The organism is Micromonospora sp. NPDC050276 (genome assembly GCF_044459545.1).
GTDB lineage: Bacteria > Actinomycetota > Actinomycetes > Mycobacteriales > Micromonosporaceae > Micromonospora.
Map to the genome: position 1 here is coordinate 377,097 of NZ_JBITJA010000004.1, position 14,525 is coordinate 391,621.

The 14,525-nt window shown below is 70.2% G+C and carries 14 protein-coding genes; 9 read left to right on the forward strand and 5 right to left on the reverse strand.

The genetic code is table 11. The features are described 5' to 3' along the window. Nucleotides 1–5: 5 nt before the first annotated feature. The 3 genes from ACIBF8_RS10665 to ACIBF8_RS10675 form a co-directional block, all read right to left on the reverse strand. The gene (locus tag ACIBF8_RS10665) at nt 6–1,586 is read right to left on the reverse strand and encodes a DHA2 family efflux MFS transporter permease subunit (protein ID WP_396782257.1); all 1,581 of its coding nucleotides are present in this window, start codon (nt 1,584–1,586) and stop codon (nt 6–8) included. A 450-nt stretch (nt 1,587–2,036) separates the two neighbouring features. Then, the gene (locus ACIBF8_RS10670; RefSeq protein ID WP_396782259.1) at nt 2,037–3,287 is read right to left on the reverse strand and encodes a DUF222 domain-containing protein; all 1,251 of its coding nucleotides are present in this window, start codon (nt 3,285–3,287) and stop codon (nt 2,037–2,039) included. Between the two features lie 97 nt (nt 3,288–3,384). Continuing rightward, the gene (locus tag ACIBF8_RS10675) at nt 3,385–3,990 is read right to left on the reverse strand and encodes a TetR/AcrR family transcriptional regulator (protein WP_396782261.1); all 606 of its coding nucleotides are present in this window, start codon (nt 3,988–3,990) and stop codon (nt 3,385–3,387) included. Nucleotides 3,991–4,052: 62 nt separating this feature from the next. On the opposite strand from ACIBF8_RS10675, the gene ACIBF8_RS10680 reads away from it, so the two are divergent. The 3 genes from ACIBF8_RS10680 to ACIBF8_RS10690 all read left to right on the forward strand — a co-directional run bounded on the left by ACIBF8_RS10680 (nt 4,053) and on the right by ACIBF8_RS10690 (nt 6,307). Continuing rightward, entirely contained in the window at nt 4,053–4,751 is a 699-nt protein-coding gene (locus ACIBF8_RS10680) for an alpha/beta hydrolase (protein ID WP_396782263.1), read from the forward strand. Further along, nucleotides 4,748–5,092, forward strand: a complete 345-nt coding sequence (locus tag ACIBF8_RS10685) for a nuclear transport factor 2 family protein (RefSeq protein ID WP_396782265.1) — start codon at nt 4,748–4,750, stop codon at nt 5,090–5,092. The genes ACIBF8_RS10680 and ACIBF8_RS10685 overlap by 4 nt, the downstream gene beginning before the upstream one ends. Nucleotides 5,093–6,082: 990 nt before the next feature. Beyond that, complete coding sequence (locus ACIBF8_RS10690; RefSeq protein ID WP_396782266.1) at nt 6,083–6,307, forward strand: hypothetical protein; 225 nt, start codon at nt 6,083–6,085, stop codon at nt 6,305–6,307. Between the two features lie 64 nt (nt 6,308–6,371). Here ACIBF8_RS10690 and ACIBF8_RS10695 read toward each other — a convergent pair whose 3' ends face one another. Next, entirely contained in the window at nt 6,372–7,196 is an 825-nt protein-coding gene (locus ACIBF8_RS10695; RefSeq protein WP_396782268.1) for an IclR family transcriptional regulator C-terminal domain-containing protein, read from the reverse strand. A 3-nt stretch (nt 7,197–7,199) separates the two neighbouring features. Then, nucleotides 7,200–8,636: an amidohydrolase family protein gene (locus ACIBF8_RS10700; protein ID WP_396782269.1), complete on the reverse strand. Its 1,437-nt coding sequence runs from the start codon at nt 8,634–8,636 to the stop codon at nt 7,200–7,202. Between the two features lie 196 nt (nt 8,637–8,832). On the opposite strand from ACIBF8_RS10700, the gene ACIBF8_RS10705 reads away from it, so the two are divergent. The 6 genes from ACIBF8_RS10705 (at nt 8,833) to ACIBF8_RS10730 (ending at nt 14,451) form a co-directional block, all read left to right on the forward strand. After that, nucleotides 8,833–9,969, forward strand: a complete 1,137-nt coding sequence (locus ACIBF8_RS10705) for a CaiB/BaiF CoA transferase family protein (RefSeq protein WP_396782270.1) — start codon at nt 8,833–8,835, stop codon at nt 9,967–9,969. Continuing rightward, nucleotides 9,954–10,724 (forward strand): citryl-CoA lyase, encoded by a 771-nt coding sequence (locus ACIBF8_RS10710; RefSeq protein ID WP_396782271.1) that lies wholly within the window; start codon nt 9,954–9,956, stop codon nt 10,722–10,724. Before ACIBF8_RS10705 ends, ACIBF8_RS10710 begins: the two co-directional genes overlap by 16 nt. A 30-nt stretch (nt 10,725–10,754) precedes the next feature. After that, the gene (locus tag ACIBF8_RS10715) at nt 10,755–11,621 is read left to right on the forward strand and encodes an extradiol ring-cleavage dioxygenase (RefSeq protein WP_396782273.1); all 867 of its coding nucleotides are present in this window, start codon (nt 10,755–10,757) and stop codon (nt 11,619–11,621) included. Continuing rightward, the gene (locus ACIBF8_RS10720) at nt 11,618–11,980 is read left to right on the forward strand and encodes a hypothetical protein (RefSeq protein WP_396782274.1); all 363 of its coding nucleotides are present in this window, start codon (nt 11,618–11,620) and stop codon (nt 11,978–11,980) included. Before ACIBF8_RS10715 ends, ACIBF8_RS10720 begins: the two co-directional genes overlap by 4 nt. Continuing rightward, entirely contained in the window at nt 11,977–12,942 is a 966-nt protein-coding gene (locus ACIBF8_RS10725) for a zinc-binding alcohol dehydrogenase family protein (RefSeq protein WP_396782276.1), read from the forward strand. Before ACIBF8_RS10720 ends, ACIBF8_RS10725 begins: the two co-directional genes overlap by 4 nt. 84 nt (nt 12,943–13,026) lie before the next feature. Next, complete coding sequence (locus tag ACIBF8_RS10730) at nt 13,027–14,451, forward strand: aldehyde dehydrogenase family protein (RefSeq protein ID WP_396782277.1); 1,425 nt, start codon at nt 13,027–13,029, stop codon at nt 14,449–14,451. The last annotated feature ends 74 nt before the right edge of the window (nt 14,452–14,525 follow it).

The following is a 14,525-nucleotide window of genomic DNA, read 5'->3' on the forward strand; positions in this document are numbered from 1 at the left end:
GTCGGTCAGTGGATGACGACGGGCGTCTTGACCTGCTCGCCCTGCGGTTCGTCGAGCTGCGCCGGCTGACGTCGGCGCGGCAGCAGCGCGGCCGGGATGAGCGTCAGCACGACCAGCGCGAACGCGACCCAGAACGTGTTGGCGAACGACGTGGCGGCGAAGTCGAGCCCGCGCTCGATGATCGACGGGTCCACCGGTATCTGCTGGAGCAGCTCCGGCCGCTGCTGGGAGGCGATGGCCAGCCCGGCCTCGGTGACCGGCTTGCCACTCTCGTCCACCAGACCGGGGATCGGCCGGGAGCCGTTCAGCTCGTTGGTGAGAATCACCGACATCACGGCGGCGCCGACCGATCCGCCGATCTGCTGGAGGATGTTGACCAGCGTCGAGCCGCGCGCCACCTCCTGCGCCTGCAACGTCCGCAGCGCCGACGTCATGATCGGCATCATCGTGCCGCCCATGCCGAGACCCATCACGAACAGCGACCCGCCGAGCAGCCAGTACGAGGTCTGCGGGTCGACCTGGGTGAAGCCGAAGAACCCGACGACGATGAGCCCCAACGCGAACGGGACGGTACGTCCGATCGGCACCCGGTCGGCCAGCGTGCCGGCGATCGGCATGGTGATCATCGCGCCGATGCCCTGCGGGGCCATCAGCAGACCGGCGGCGAGCGTCGTCTCGCCGCGCACCTGCAGGAAGTAGCTCGGGAACAGCAGGCCGGCGCCCATGAACGCGATGATGAAGACGAACATCGTGACCGACGCGATGGTCAGGCTGCGGTTGCGGAACAGCCGCAGGTCGAGCAGCGGGTGCTGCGGCCTGAACGAGTAGAGCACGAACGCCACCACCAGCGCGCCGCCGACCAGCATCGGGGCCCAGACCTTGGCCTCGGCGAAGGTGCCCGCCTCCGGCAGGGACGAGACGCCGTAGAGGAAGAGCGCGAGGCCCGGCGAGAGCATGAGCATGCCGACAAAATCGAACGACTCGGACGGCTCGGGGGCGTCCTTCGGCAGCGCGAACTGCGCGTAGATCAGGGCGATCACGCCGATCGGCAGATTGATCAGGAAGATCCAGTGCCAGCTCGCGGTGTCGATCAGCCAGCCACCCAGGATCGGACCGCCGATCGGGCCCAGCAGCATCGGGATGCCCAGGACGGCCATCAACCGGCCGATCCGGTGCGGGCCGGCCGCCCGGGTCATGATGGTCATGCCCAGCGGCATGAGCATGCCGCCACCGAGGCCCTGCAGAACCCGGTAGCCGATCAACTCGCCGATCGTGTCGGCCATGGCGCAGAGCCCCGACCCGATCGTGAACAACGCCAGCGCCACCATGTAGAGCCGTTTGGTGCCGAACCGGTCCGCCGCCCACCCGCTGAGCGGGATCACGGTGGCGAGGGCGAGGGTGTAGGCGGTCATGGTCCAGGCGACGCGGGCGTAGGACGCGTCGAACTCGCTCTGGAATGTGGGCAGCGCCACGCTGACCACCGTCACGTCGAGGATCGACATGATCGCGCCAAGGACGACGACGCCCGCCACCTTGAGCACCGCGCCGTCGAGTTTGTCCGATGTCGCGACGGATTGCTGTGTCACTAACTCTCCTGAAGTCGATTGAGCCGGCCGATGGTGTGCGGTGGCGGCGATGCCGCGCCGACCGGGCGCGGGGCGCGACGTGCCAGGACGACGTCGCGCGCCAGGAAGAGTATCGGGCGGATGTGACGGTTCGCCGCCGGATTAACGCTCGTCCGGGCCTCGCATCCGATCGGCCCCTGCGACTCTGGCCGGACGTCGGGGTGGTGATCAGCCAGCAGAACCACGAGCTACGGACGGGCCGCAGCCCGGATCAGCGCCGCCTCGACAGCTGAGCCGGAGTGGAGCGTGCCGACGCTGGTTACGCGCCTCTCACCGCCTCGGTGGCTGAGCCGGAGTGGGGCCCTGGTCACGCGCCTCACTTCGCGTCGGTGGCCACGTGGAATTGGGTCGTGCTGGGCTGTCCAGTCGATCGGCCTACTGCCCCGGATGATGGTTGCGTGCTGGTGGTGCTCACGGTCGTCGGTGGTAGTGGTTACGGCGGGGGACCTGTTCGGGGTCGAGCCAGGCCGGTGGCACGAATTCGGGGTGGCCGTCGCCGGCCAATCGCACGGTCCAGTCGCTGTGGTGCAGGTGCCGGTGATGGTGGCCGCAGAGCAGGACGGCGTTGGCGAGGCTGGTGTCGCCGCCGTCGGCCCAGTGGTGGATGTGGTGGGCGTCACACCAGCGCGGCGGTCGGTCGCAACCCGGGAAGGCGCAGCCATGGTCACGCAGCACCAGGGCTCGCCGAAGGGGGCCGGTGATGAGGCGGCGTTGCCGGCCGAGATCGAGCGGCTGGCCGGCTCCGCTGAGGACGGCGGGGAGGATGCCGGCGTCGCAAGCGAGGCGGCGCACGGACTCGGGGGTGAGGTGCAGGCCGGTGTCGAGAGTGCCGCTGCCTAGTTGCCGGGTCAACCCGTCATAGCTGGTGGTGACCACGATCTGAGCATGATCGCCGCCGTGCTCGGGCAACTCGCCGGTGCGCAGGGCGAGGCGGCACACGTCGCTGAGGGCGTCGTGCCGGCGCTGCCCGGGAGTGCGCTGGTCATCAGGGCCCGAGGGTGCGCTGACGGGGTCGATGGCGGCGCGGAGCAGCCCGGCGGTCTCGGTATCGAGGATGCCGGTGAGTCGCAGGCGGCCGTCACTGAGGGTGGAGAGGGTGAGGTGGCGGTCGCGGGTGGCGCGGCGGGCCTCAGCATCGAGGGCGGCCTTGGCGGCGGCGTCGGCGATGTCGGGTGCGACGTGGTCGAGGATGCGGGTGCTGAGTTTGCGGAGGAGAGTGGGATCGAATTGCTCGGCCCACTCGACGAGCACTCCGAGGGCCTTGTCAGCAGCCTCGGGACCGGCGGCGGTCTGCACGGTGTCGACCGTGTCGGTGATGACCCGGGCCTGGTCCACCGTGATGTGACCATCGGCCAGTGCGTGGCGTACCCCAGGGTTGCCGGTGTCCAGGACGGCGGCGAGGTCGACGAGGCGGCGGGCGGCCGGGATGGTGAGGCGTAGCCGTTCGCGGAGCCATACCGCGGTGGAGGATGCCCCGTGCGTGGTGGCGGTGCCTCGGCCGTCGAGCTCACGGATCAGAGCCAGCTTCACCGACGCGAGACGCTGCTCGATGCGGTGCGCGGTGTCGAGCGCGGCGATCAGCTCACCCTCGGGCAGTGCCCAGATGGCCGTGTCGGCGCAGGCAGCGATGGCGTCCTCAGCCTGCGGCAACTCCTCGACCATCGCCCGACTCTAGAACAGGCGTACGACACTCTTAATCATCATGATCGATCTTCGGTAGGCCCCGCCACCCGAATTGAGGGCTGGCTCGTCGAAGTAGCTAGGCCGAGTGTGAGCGACTCAGTCGTTCGCGTATGTCGGCCTTGCCCGCGGTCGTCATGAGGGCGAGCGCGTCCAGGAAGTCGTCGAAGGCGCGGTCGGCTCGTGGCGTGTCGCCGGTGGCCTCAATGTCCATGATGAGGCCGCGGATGACGGCCAGCACGAGGGTGGCGAGCTCGGGGCGGCCGATAGTACGCATGCCGTCCTCCAGCGGCTGCAGCCAGTCGGTAGTGGCCTCGCGCCGGAAGTTCGGCCACAACCGCTGTTCAGCGTCCTGGCGGAGCTTACCGAACATGCTGAGGTAGGGGCGCCCCTCGGGGCCGGTCATGGCCTGCCACGTGCGCCGCAGCGTGGTCAGGTAGGGCTCGCCCGACCTGGGGGGAAACAGGTCGCCGTAGAACTCGCGTTGACGCTGCCGCGCCCGGCGCAGGGTCTCGCGCAGCAGCGCGTCGCGCGTCCCGAAGTGGTAGATCAGCATGCGGGTCGAACAGCCCGACGCCTTCACGAACGGTTCGAGACGGTCAGGGAGGCCGTGGGCGAGCGCGTGATCGACGCAGGCGTCGAGGATGCGGTCGCGGATCTCGGGTTCTTGGTGACGTCCCACCATCACACTTTTTCACGTAACTGGCGGTACGTCTAACGTTGATCCCAGCCCAAAAGGAGGCAGAGATGCGAGTGGTATTCGTGCACGGTGCGTGTGTCCGGGACGGCGCCTGGTGGTGGCACCCGACCGCCGAAGCACTGCGCAAGCGTGGCATCAGCAGCGTCGCGCCGTCGTTGCCGAGCTGCGGTGAGGGCGACCAGCCCGCCGGTTCGAACGGTCCCGGTCTGCCGGAGGACGTCGCGGCGGTGCGGGCGGTGCTAGCCGCCGGCGATGAGCCGACGGTGGTCGTGGGACACAGCTATGGCGGGATCGTCGCGGCCGAGGCCGCCGCGGGCATCGCATCGGTGAGGCACCTGGTTTTCGTGTCGAGCTACCTGCCCGAGCCGGGCGAGTCGCTGTCCACCTTCGGGGCTCCGGAACCGCCGCCGTTCCTCGACTTCGACCCCGAGGGCGGCACGTTCGGCGCGGTACCGCAGTTGTTCGCCGAGACCTTCATGCAGGACTGCCCGCTCGACATCGTCCGCGAGGGTGCGGCTCGCCTGATCCGGCAGACGATTGCCGTAACCCAGCAGCCGGTGCGGCAGGTGGCGTGGCACGACCTGCCGACAACGTACGTGGTGTGCGCCGACGATCGCGGCACTCCAGCATCGGCGCAGCGCGAGTTCTCCCGCCGCGCCGACAAGGTCGTCGAACTGCCGACAGGCCACCACCCGTTCCTGTCAGAGCCGCAGGCCGTCGCCGACATCCTGACCGGGCTCTCATGACCACGGCGCCGCAGCTGGTGTGGCGCATGTACGCCGCCTACAACCGCCGGGACGCCGACGGCCTGCTCACCCTGCTGACCGACGACGTCGACTGGCCGGACGGTGATGCCAGACTGCACGGCAAGGATGCGCTCCGCCGCTATTGGCTTGAGCAGTGGACCCGGGTCCACACCCACGACGAGCCCAGCGAGCCGGTCGAGCTGGGTGAAGGGCGCATCGCGGTCCGTGTCGACCAGACGGTCCGTACGCCGGACGGGTCGCCCGTATCGACGGCGCGCTTCGTCCATCTCTTCCGGATCCGGGATGGACTGGCCGCCCGAATGGACATCGAAACAGCTTAGGGAGTGACTCGTCTGGGACGCTCCCGCCTGCCCTCCGTGAACGTGGCCGGCCGTCCGGAACGGGGCAGGGCGGTGAGGTCGGCCAGTCCTTCGTCGGCGAACCTGCCAACTAAGGCCAACTGTGTAGCTGTTGGCTACGCCCTCCTTCACTAGTAAGGCAGCCGCCATTAGCAGTTTGACCTGCTGGGATGTGGCGGGGGTGATGTCCAACCTAGACGGAGCCGCCTGTTGATCATGTGTTTGTGAGAACTACAAGATCGAAGGTGGCTGCTGCTGCCAGGATAGAGGCTGCGCAGACAGCCCGGACCGCGGGTGAGTTGCTGGAGCAGTTGCGGTCGTGTTTCGCCCGGACGCAGACCTGGCAGCACGCGGGCCGGTACGTACCGGCGCTGGTCAGCGATATCCCGAAACGCAACGGGTGGACGATCGCGCAGCAGGCCGGGGACCGGACACCGGATCGCACGCAACGGCTACTCAACCGGGCGGTGTGGGACACCGAGCCCGGCATGATCGCGCTGACCATCCCCGAGACCGCACGCCTGCTCGCCACCATCTGGCACCGGCCGAAACCCACCGACCACGACACCCCACTGGCGCAACTGGCGACGCCGCCACCAAGCCCGAGCACGCTGGTTCCACCAACGCACCCGACTCAACCGAGAGTTTTCCCTGGTCAACTAGCATATGGCGGCTGCCGTACTAGCCTAGTACTACAGCCGTAGATCGTGATCTTCACGCCTGTCCGGCTTGTCGCTGGTAATGGCTTGCCTGGGAGCGGGTCTGGTGGCGGCGTCGCCAGTCGGACCACCCGAGCCGGTGGGCAGCGGCGTGGGCGTTCTCGATCCTGCCCACCGTGCTGGTGTTACTGGCGCTGGACTCCCACCGTCGCGGCGCCCTTCTTCAGGTCGCCGGTTTCATCCACGACGGGGACTGCCTCCTCGTCCCCGGGGTCGTCCACCACGTAGACTCCGCCCGAAGGAGAGAGTTCCGATGAGCCGCTTTTCGATGGACGAGCGCGAGGCCTTCGTGGCCATGTCCCGGTTCGTATGGCAGTTCGCGAACCGTGCCGGGGACGACCTGCTCACGCTTCTGGGAGACATCGGCATCGAGGCAGACGGTGGGACAACGGACCCCGCCGCGTGGAACGACTGGCTGGCTTGCGTTCGCTCGGTAGTAGACGGCGCAGAGAACCCGGCCGGCGGCTCGGCCGGATAGAGACCCGCCCAGCGAGCATCAACTCCAGCAGGAGAAGAGCTTCCGACAGGCCTGGACAGCAAGATCACGCTCTACGACTGGAGTACTCGGCGGTGACCACCGGCACGGCGGCGGTCAGCGCCCAGTCGTGCCCGATGTCGGCGGCCGCGCGCAGCAGCCTCGGCAGGTGCTCCTCGCGCAGGGTCTCCAGCGAGGTCTCGGCGGCGTGCACGGTCACGTTGATGGCGGCGACGACCCGCCCGTCGCCGTCGCGTACGCCGGTGGCGACGGACCGGATTCCCGGCGCCAGGTCCTGGTCGGCGAGCGCCCAACCCTTCGCCCGGACCTCGCGCAACGCGGCGTCCAACTCGCCGGGCGAGGGCTGCCAGCGGGGGGTGATGCCGGAGCGGCTGGGCTCGGCGAGGACGGCCTCCAGCGTGTCCGGTGGGAGGGCCGCGAGCAGCACCTTGCCCATTGACGTCGCGGGTGCCGGAAAGCGGGTGCCGATGGTGACGCCCAGCGTCACGATCTTGGGGACGGCCACCCGGGCGACGTAGACGATGTCGCTGCCGTCGAGCTGGGCCATCGAGGTCGACTCGTTGGTCTGCCCGACGAGCTTCTCCATGTGCGGGCGGGCCACGTCCCACATGTTCAGCGCGTTGACGTACGCCATCCCCAGCTCCAGGACGCGCGGGGTGAGGGCGTGACCGCGGCCGACCGCGCGGACGTAGCCCAGCGACTCGAGGGTGATGAGGATGCGCCGGACGGTGGGGCGGGCCAGGCCGGTGGCGGCGGCGATCTCGCTGAGCGTCATCGACGGGCAGGCCGGACGGAAGGAGCGCAGGACGTCGAGGCCGCGCGCGAGGGCCTCGATGAAGTCGGGCCCGGCGCCCCTTCCGTTGTCACTCATGTCCTAATGCTTCCATTGCGCCGAGCCGGCGTCCCACTCGGTGTACTGGTAGGGGTTCTCCAGGATCGCGGTCTCGGGGATGTCCGGGTTCATGCCCCGCCGCCACGCCTCCTCCCCCATCGTCTCGCGCAGGTGGTCGATGGTCGCCGCCACCCTGGCTCGCGCGGCGGCGAGGTCGACGCCGACGAGGCGGCCGTCCCGCTTGACGACCCGGCCGTCGACCAGCACGGTGTGCACGTCGGCGCGCTGGGCCTGGAAGACGACGTGGCCGTGCGGGTTCAGGATCGGGAACATCACCGGCGAGGCGTCGTTCTTGATCAGGACGACGTCGGCCTGGCGGCCGGGGGTGAGCGCGCCGATCGTGGCGTCCAGACCGAGGGCGCGCGCCCCGCCCCGGGTGGCCCACTCGACGACCTGTTCGGCGCGCAGGTGGCAGTGGGTGATGGTTTCCTGCTTGGCGTGCGCCTCCAGGTGCTCCCGCGAGCGGTCCGCGCCGAGCGTGCTCCGCATCGCGGAAAAGAGGTCACCGCTCCACCACACGCTGGTGTCCATCGACAGCGAGACCGGGATGTCGTGGTGGCGCAGCTGCCAGGTGGGCGGGTAACCCTGACCGGCGCTCTGCTCACTCTCCGTCGAGACGGAGACCGAGCCGCCGGTCGCGGCGATCCGGTTGTACGAGTCCTGGGTGAGGGTCGCCGCGTGCACGTAGACGGTCGACGGGCTCATGAAACCGTTCTCGTGCATCAGCCGGATGCCGTCGTCGTTGGTGGCGCCCCACACGCCGGCGTGGGTGGTGACCGCGGCGCCCAATTCCCGGGCCACCTCGAAGGCGGCCCGTTCCGGGAACGCCGGGTCACCGGTGACGTCGAACGCCAACTGGAAGCCGGCCAGCTTGCCACCGTCGATGCGACGACGGTGGAAGTCGCGGAACTCCGGCGAGGTGGCCCACTCCCACGGGCCCTGCTGGATGTTGCCGTAGGCGAGCACGAACCGCCCGTCGACCGCCTCCAGGGCGTCCACGGCGGCGTCGGCGTGCTCGGGCGTCTGCAGACCGTGCGACCAGTCGACGGTGGTGGTGACGCCCGCGTCGATCGCCTCGATCGCGCCGAGCAGGTTGCCGGCGTAGACGTCCTCGGGCCGGAAGAGCTTGCCCGATTCGAGGTAGTACCAGACGAAGTACTGCGTCAGGGTCCAGTCGGCGCCGTACCCGCGCATGGCGGTCTGCCACAGGTGCCGGTGGGTGTCGACCATGCCCGGCATGAGGATGCCGCCGGAGGCATCGATCTCCAGGGCGTCGTCGGGTGCGCTGAGGCCGACGCCGACCTCCGCGATCCGGCCGCCGGTGACCAGCACGTCGGCGCCGGGCAGCACCGTGTGCGCGTCGTCCATGGTGAGAACCAGGCCGTTTCGGAAGACCACCGGCCGGTCGGTTGCGCTCATCGCCACCCATTCCTTTCGGGTACGAGGGATGCCCGGACCGATGTCCGCTGTGCGGCCAGCCCGAGTGGCGCAAGTGTGGTCCCGGTCACGATTCATGTCAAGCGCATGTTTCTGCTCGATTAATGCACCGTTGACACGCACCTTTCGGTATCGCAAGCTGTCCCGGCGGACAGGTGTCCGTAGAACGGGCGGAAACATGGTTCAGCATTCGACGGGCCCCCTGGCCGGCTTACTCGTCGCGGACTTCTCCCGGATCCTCGCCGGGCCGTACGCGACGATGCTCCTGGCCGACCTCGGCGCCCAGGTGATCAAAGTGGAGAGCCCCGGTGGCGACGACACCCGCACCTGGATGCCGCCCACCCGCGACGGCGTCTCGACGTACTACCTCGGCATCAACCGCAACAAGCGGTCGGTCGCCCTGGACCTCAAGAAGGCGGACGACCTGGCCGCCGCGCAGGAGCTGGCCCGCCGCTCCGACGTGCTGATCGAGAACTTCCGACCCGGTGGCCTCACCCGGTTCGGCCTCGACTACGACACCGTCGCGGCGAACAACGAGAAGATCGTGTACGCGAGCATCAGTGGCTTCGGCACCGGCGCCGGTAAGGACTTCCCCGGCTACGACCTGATGGTGCAGGCCATCTCGGGCCTGATGAGCCTCACCGGAGACCCGGACGGCTCGCCGTACCGGGCCGGGATCTCCGTCTTCGACGTGATGGCCGGGCTGCACGCGAGCATCGGCATCCTCGCCGCACTGCACCATCGTGGGGACACCGGGCGAGGCCAACACGTCGAGGTCAACCTGCTCAGCTCGGCGCTGTCCGGGTTGGTCAACCACTCCAGCGGCTACGTCGCCGGTGGCACCGTCCCGTTCCGGATGGGCAACGCACACCCCAGCCTCTTCCCGTACGAGCCACTGCCCACCGCCGACGGCGAGCTGATCGTCATCGCCGGCAACGACGGACAATTCCGCAAGCTCTGCCAGGTGCTCGACCTGCCCGGCCTCCCGGACGACAGGCGTTTCGGGCGCAACCAGGACCGCACGGCCAACCGTGAGCAGTTGCGGCCCCTGCTGGTCGAACGCCTCGCCAAGCGGACCAAGGACGAGTGGTTCCGGGACCTGCTCGCCGCCGGCGTCCCGTGCGCGCCGATCAACACCATCGACGGCGGTGTCGCGCTCGCCGAGGAGCTGGGGCTCGATCCGGTCGTCACCGTCGGTGAGGTGCCCGGCGTCCGCAACCCCATCACCTTCTCCGACACCCCGGCCCGGTACGAGCTACCGCCACCCGGGCTCGACGAACACGGCGAGGAGATCCGCGCGTGGCTGAAGAACTGAGCTTCCCGACCGGTATCGGCACCTCCGACCCGACCACCATCTCCCTGCTCGGGCAGGACCTGGCCGCCGACCTGATGGGCACTGTGGGCTTCGGCGAGCTGGCGTACTGGTTGGTCGCCGGCCGCCGCCCCACCCCCGGCGAGGTCCGGGTCTTCGAGGCGGTGTTGGTGGCGCTCGCCGACCACGGCTTCACCCCGACGGCGATCGCCGCCCGACTGACGTACCTGTCGGCGCCCGAGTCGTTGCAGGGCGCGCTCGCCGCCGGCCTGCTCGGCGGTGGCTCCCGCTTCCTCGGCGTCACCGAGGACTGTGGACGGTTCCTCGCCGACACGCTCGCCCAGGCCGGCGAGGTGACCGACTTCGACGCCGTGGCGCTCGACGCGGTCACCCGGGCGAAGCGGGAGCGCCGGCTGGTCCCCGGGCTCGGTCACCCCGTGCACAAGGAGCAGGACCCGCGCACCCCCGTGCTCATCCGGATCGCCACCGAGGAGGGTCTGCACGGCCCGCACCTGCGGCTGTTCGAGGCGATCGGACGCGTGCACCCGCAGGTGCTCGGCCGCACCCTGCCGCTCAACGGCGCCGGGGTCTGCGGCGCGGCCCTCGCCGACCTCGGGCTCCCCGTCGAGATGCTGCGCGGTTTCGCCCTGCTGGCCCGCGCGGCGGGGCTGCTCGGGCACCTCGCCGAGGAGCGACGCCGACCGCTGGGCATGGACATCTACCGGACCGTCGACCGCAACGCCGTCTACGAACCCTGATCCCCTCATCCGCCCCCGAAAGGAGTGGGAATGGCCTCCATCGTCGCGGTCATCGCCTCCACCCACCACCCCTTCTACTACCGGGCCAGCACGGCCACCGGCGAGGATCGACCACCGTTCGCCGACGAGTGGACCCGCAAGATCCTGGCGTTCCGGGAGACGTTGACCCGGGCGCGACCCGACGTGCTGGTGATGGTCGGCTCCGACCACTTCCACCAGCTCTGGCTGGACAACATGCCGCAGTTCCTGGTCGGCAAGGCGCCCTTCTACGACGCCAACTGGTACAACGAGGAGCGCGAGTTCGGGCTGCCCCGGATGCTGCTCAAGGGTCAGGAGGACCTGTCCGGGCACATCCTGCGGGCCGGGCTCGACGCCGGCTTCGACCTCGCGTTCAGCAACGAGCTGCGCATCGACCACAGCGTCACCTGCCCGATCATCACGTTGCGGCCCGAGGCCGACCTGCCGATCGTGCCGATCTACACGAACATCTTCGCGCCGCCGCTGCCACAGCCGAAGCGCTTCGTCCAGCTCGGCCAGACCATCCGGGAGATCGTCGAGTCGTGGCCGTCGCACCTGCGGGTGGCCGTCATCGGCACCGGTCACCTCTCGCTGGAGCTGGGCGGCCCCCGGCAGTTCGGCCCGCACGGCCCGGACCCGGAGTTCGACCAGCGGGCCGTCGAGTGGATCGCCAACGGCGACCTGGACGGGTGCCTGCGCGAGGTCACCCTCGACAGCCTGCACGCACCGGGCAACGCCACCCACGGCTTCATGGACTTCATGCTCATGATGGGTGTGGCCGGCGCCGGTGTGAAGGCCGACTACGTGGACACCCTCGATCTGTTCCACACCATGGAGGCGTACTTCACCTGGTACCCGAACGGAGCGCCGACGGCATGAGCAAGTACCTGCTGAACAAGTTCCTCTTCATGGTCGACCGGGACCCCGAGCTGGTCGAGCGCTACCGCAGCGAGCCACGCGAGCTGGTCGCCTGGTGGGAGGCCGAGTGCGCCAACACGGTGCTCAACTGCCACACCGGCGAGGCGAGCACCTGGCTGCGCTTCGACGACGTGGAGCGCGAGGCGTTGGCGGCCCACGACCACGTGAAGCTGTTCGAGCTGGGCGCGCACCCGTTCCTCACCCTGACCCTCTTCATCGCCCTCTTCGAGCGGGACAACACCGCGCCGCTGGAATACCAGAAGTCCTACGGCGCGCGGCTGGCCCACTTCTCGATGCCCTACCCGGACATCGCGACGTGATCCGCGCGGCCCTGCTCACCGCCTGCGGCAGCCCACCGACGATCACCGAGCGGCCGGTGCCCGTACCGGCCGACGGTGAGGTGGCGGTCACCGTCGAAGCCGTGCCGATCACCCCGCTGGACGTGCTCTGCGCCGGCGGCACCAGCTACTTCGGCACGCCGGCCACCCCGTACGTGCCGGGCGTGCAGGGGGTCGGTCGGCTCGCCGACGGCACCCCGGTCTGGTTCGGCACCTCGGCCGGGATGCGCTCCGGTGTCGACGGCAGCATGGCGACCACGGTCACGGTGCCCGCCGTCGACGTGGTGGCGCTGCCGGCCGGCGTACCGCTGACCCTGCTCGCGGCCCTGGGTCTCTCCGCGGTCGCCGCCCACGCGGCGCTGACCCACGCCGGTGGCCTGGCGGCCGGCGACCAGGTCATCGTGCTCGGGGCCGGGGGTGTGGTCGGCCAGGCCGCCGTCCAGCTCGCCCTGCTCGGTGGCGCCCGCCGCGTCATCGCGGTGGCCCGGTCGGCCGTTGCACGGGCCCGCGCCGAGGAGTTCGGCGCCGCCGTCGCCATCCCGCTGCTCCCCGACGACGACGTCACGTCGATGGCCGACCGGCTGCGCCATGCCGCCGACGGGCCGGTCGACCTTGTTCTCGACCCGGTCTTCGGTGTCCCGGCGGCGGCGGCGCTGCGGGTGCTGCGCCCGGGTGGGCGGCTGGTCAACCTGGGCAGCGCGGCCGGCGCGACCGCGCCCATCGAGTCCGCCGTGCTGCGCAGCGGCGCGTTGCGGATGATCGGCTACACCAACAACGGGCTGTCGACCGACGAGCGTGCGGCGGCGCTGGCCGTGGTGGCCGGACACGCGGCGGCCGGTCGGCTCACCGTCGACCACGAGATCGTGCCGTTCGACGCCGTCGCGGACGCCTGGGATCGGCAGGACGCCGGCACCGCCGCCAGCCGGATCGTCCTCGCGCTCTGACCGGGCCGGGCCCCAGCCAGGGATCGCGGGACCCTGGATAAACCGCACCTGGTTGGGGTTCGGCAGCGGTGCGACGGTCGGTCCATGACACCTTCCACCTACACCGTCACCGGCCACTGGATCGGTGGCGAGACCGTCACCGGCTCCGCCGGCACCCTTCCCGTCGTGAACCCGGCCACCGGCGAGGTCGTCGCCGAGACCCCGGCCGGCACCGCCGCCGACGTCGACCGCGCCGTCGCCGTCGCCCGCGCGGCCTTCCCGGGCTGGTCGTCGACCACGCCCCGACACCGGGCGGACGTGCTGCGCCGCCTCGGCGCCGGCCTCGCCGCCCGCACCGAGGAGATCGCCCAGGCCATCACCGCCGAGATGGGCTCGCCGATCGGTATGTCCCGGACCGCCCAGGTCGCGTTCCCGGCTGCGGTGGTCGAGTCCATCGCCGCCCTGGCCGACGACTTCGCCTGGACCGAGGAGGTTGGTAACTCCCTGATCGTCCGGGAGCCGATCGGCGTGGTCGGCGCGATCACACCGTGGAACTTCCCGCTCCAGCAGATCGTCTCCAAGCTGGCGCCGGCCCTGCTCGCCGGCAACACGATGGTCTTCAAGCCGTCCGAGAACGCCCCGCTGACCGCGCGCATCCTCGCCGAGGTCGCCGCCGAGGCCGGCGTACCGGCGGGCGTCTTCAACGTCGTCTACGGCACCGGCGCGACCGTCGGCGAGGCGATCTCCGCCCACCCGGACATCGACATGATCTCGTTCACCGGCTCCACCCGGGCCGGGCAGCGCATCTCCGCGGTGGCCGCGGCGACCGTGAAGCGGGTCGCGGTGGAGCTGGGCGGCAAGGGCGCGAACGTCATCCTCGACGACGCCGACCTGCCGGCCGCGGTCGAGCGGGGCCTGCTGATGGCGTTCAGCAACGGCGGTCAGGTCTGCGGCGCGTGGCCGCGGATGCTGGTGCCCGCCGCCCGTCAGGACGAGGTGGTGGCGTTGGCGGTCGAGGCCGCGAAGCAGTACACCGTGGGTGACCCGAACGACGAGGCCACCCGGATCGGCCCGATGGCGTCCGAGGCCCACCGACAGAAGGTCGTCGGCTACATCGAGCGGGGCATCGCCGACGGCGCCCGGCTCGTGTTCGGCGGCTCGGCGCGGCCCGAGGGGCTGCCCGTCGGTGCCTACGTGCAGCCGACGATCTTCGCCGACGTCGACCCCACCTCCGCGATCGCTCAGGAGGAGATCTTCGGCCCGGTGCTGACGATCATCCCCTACGCCGACGAGGACGAGGCCGTGGCCATCGCCAACGGCACGCCGTACGGACTGACCAGCGGCGTCTTCGGCGAGCCGGAGCACGCGCTGGCGGTCGCCCGGCGGCTGCGCGTGGGCCAGGTCGACGTGAACGCCGGCCACTGGAACCCGCTCGCCCCGTTCGGCGGCTACAAGCAGTCCGGCAACGGCCGCGAGTTCGGTCGAATGGGCCTGGAGGAGTTCCTGGAGATCAAGTCCATCCAGCGCTGACCGCACCCGGAACACCGGCCCCGGGCTCGCCTGTTGCACTGGACAGGTCGAACCCTGCCGGCAACCAGTGATCG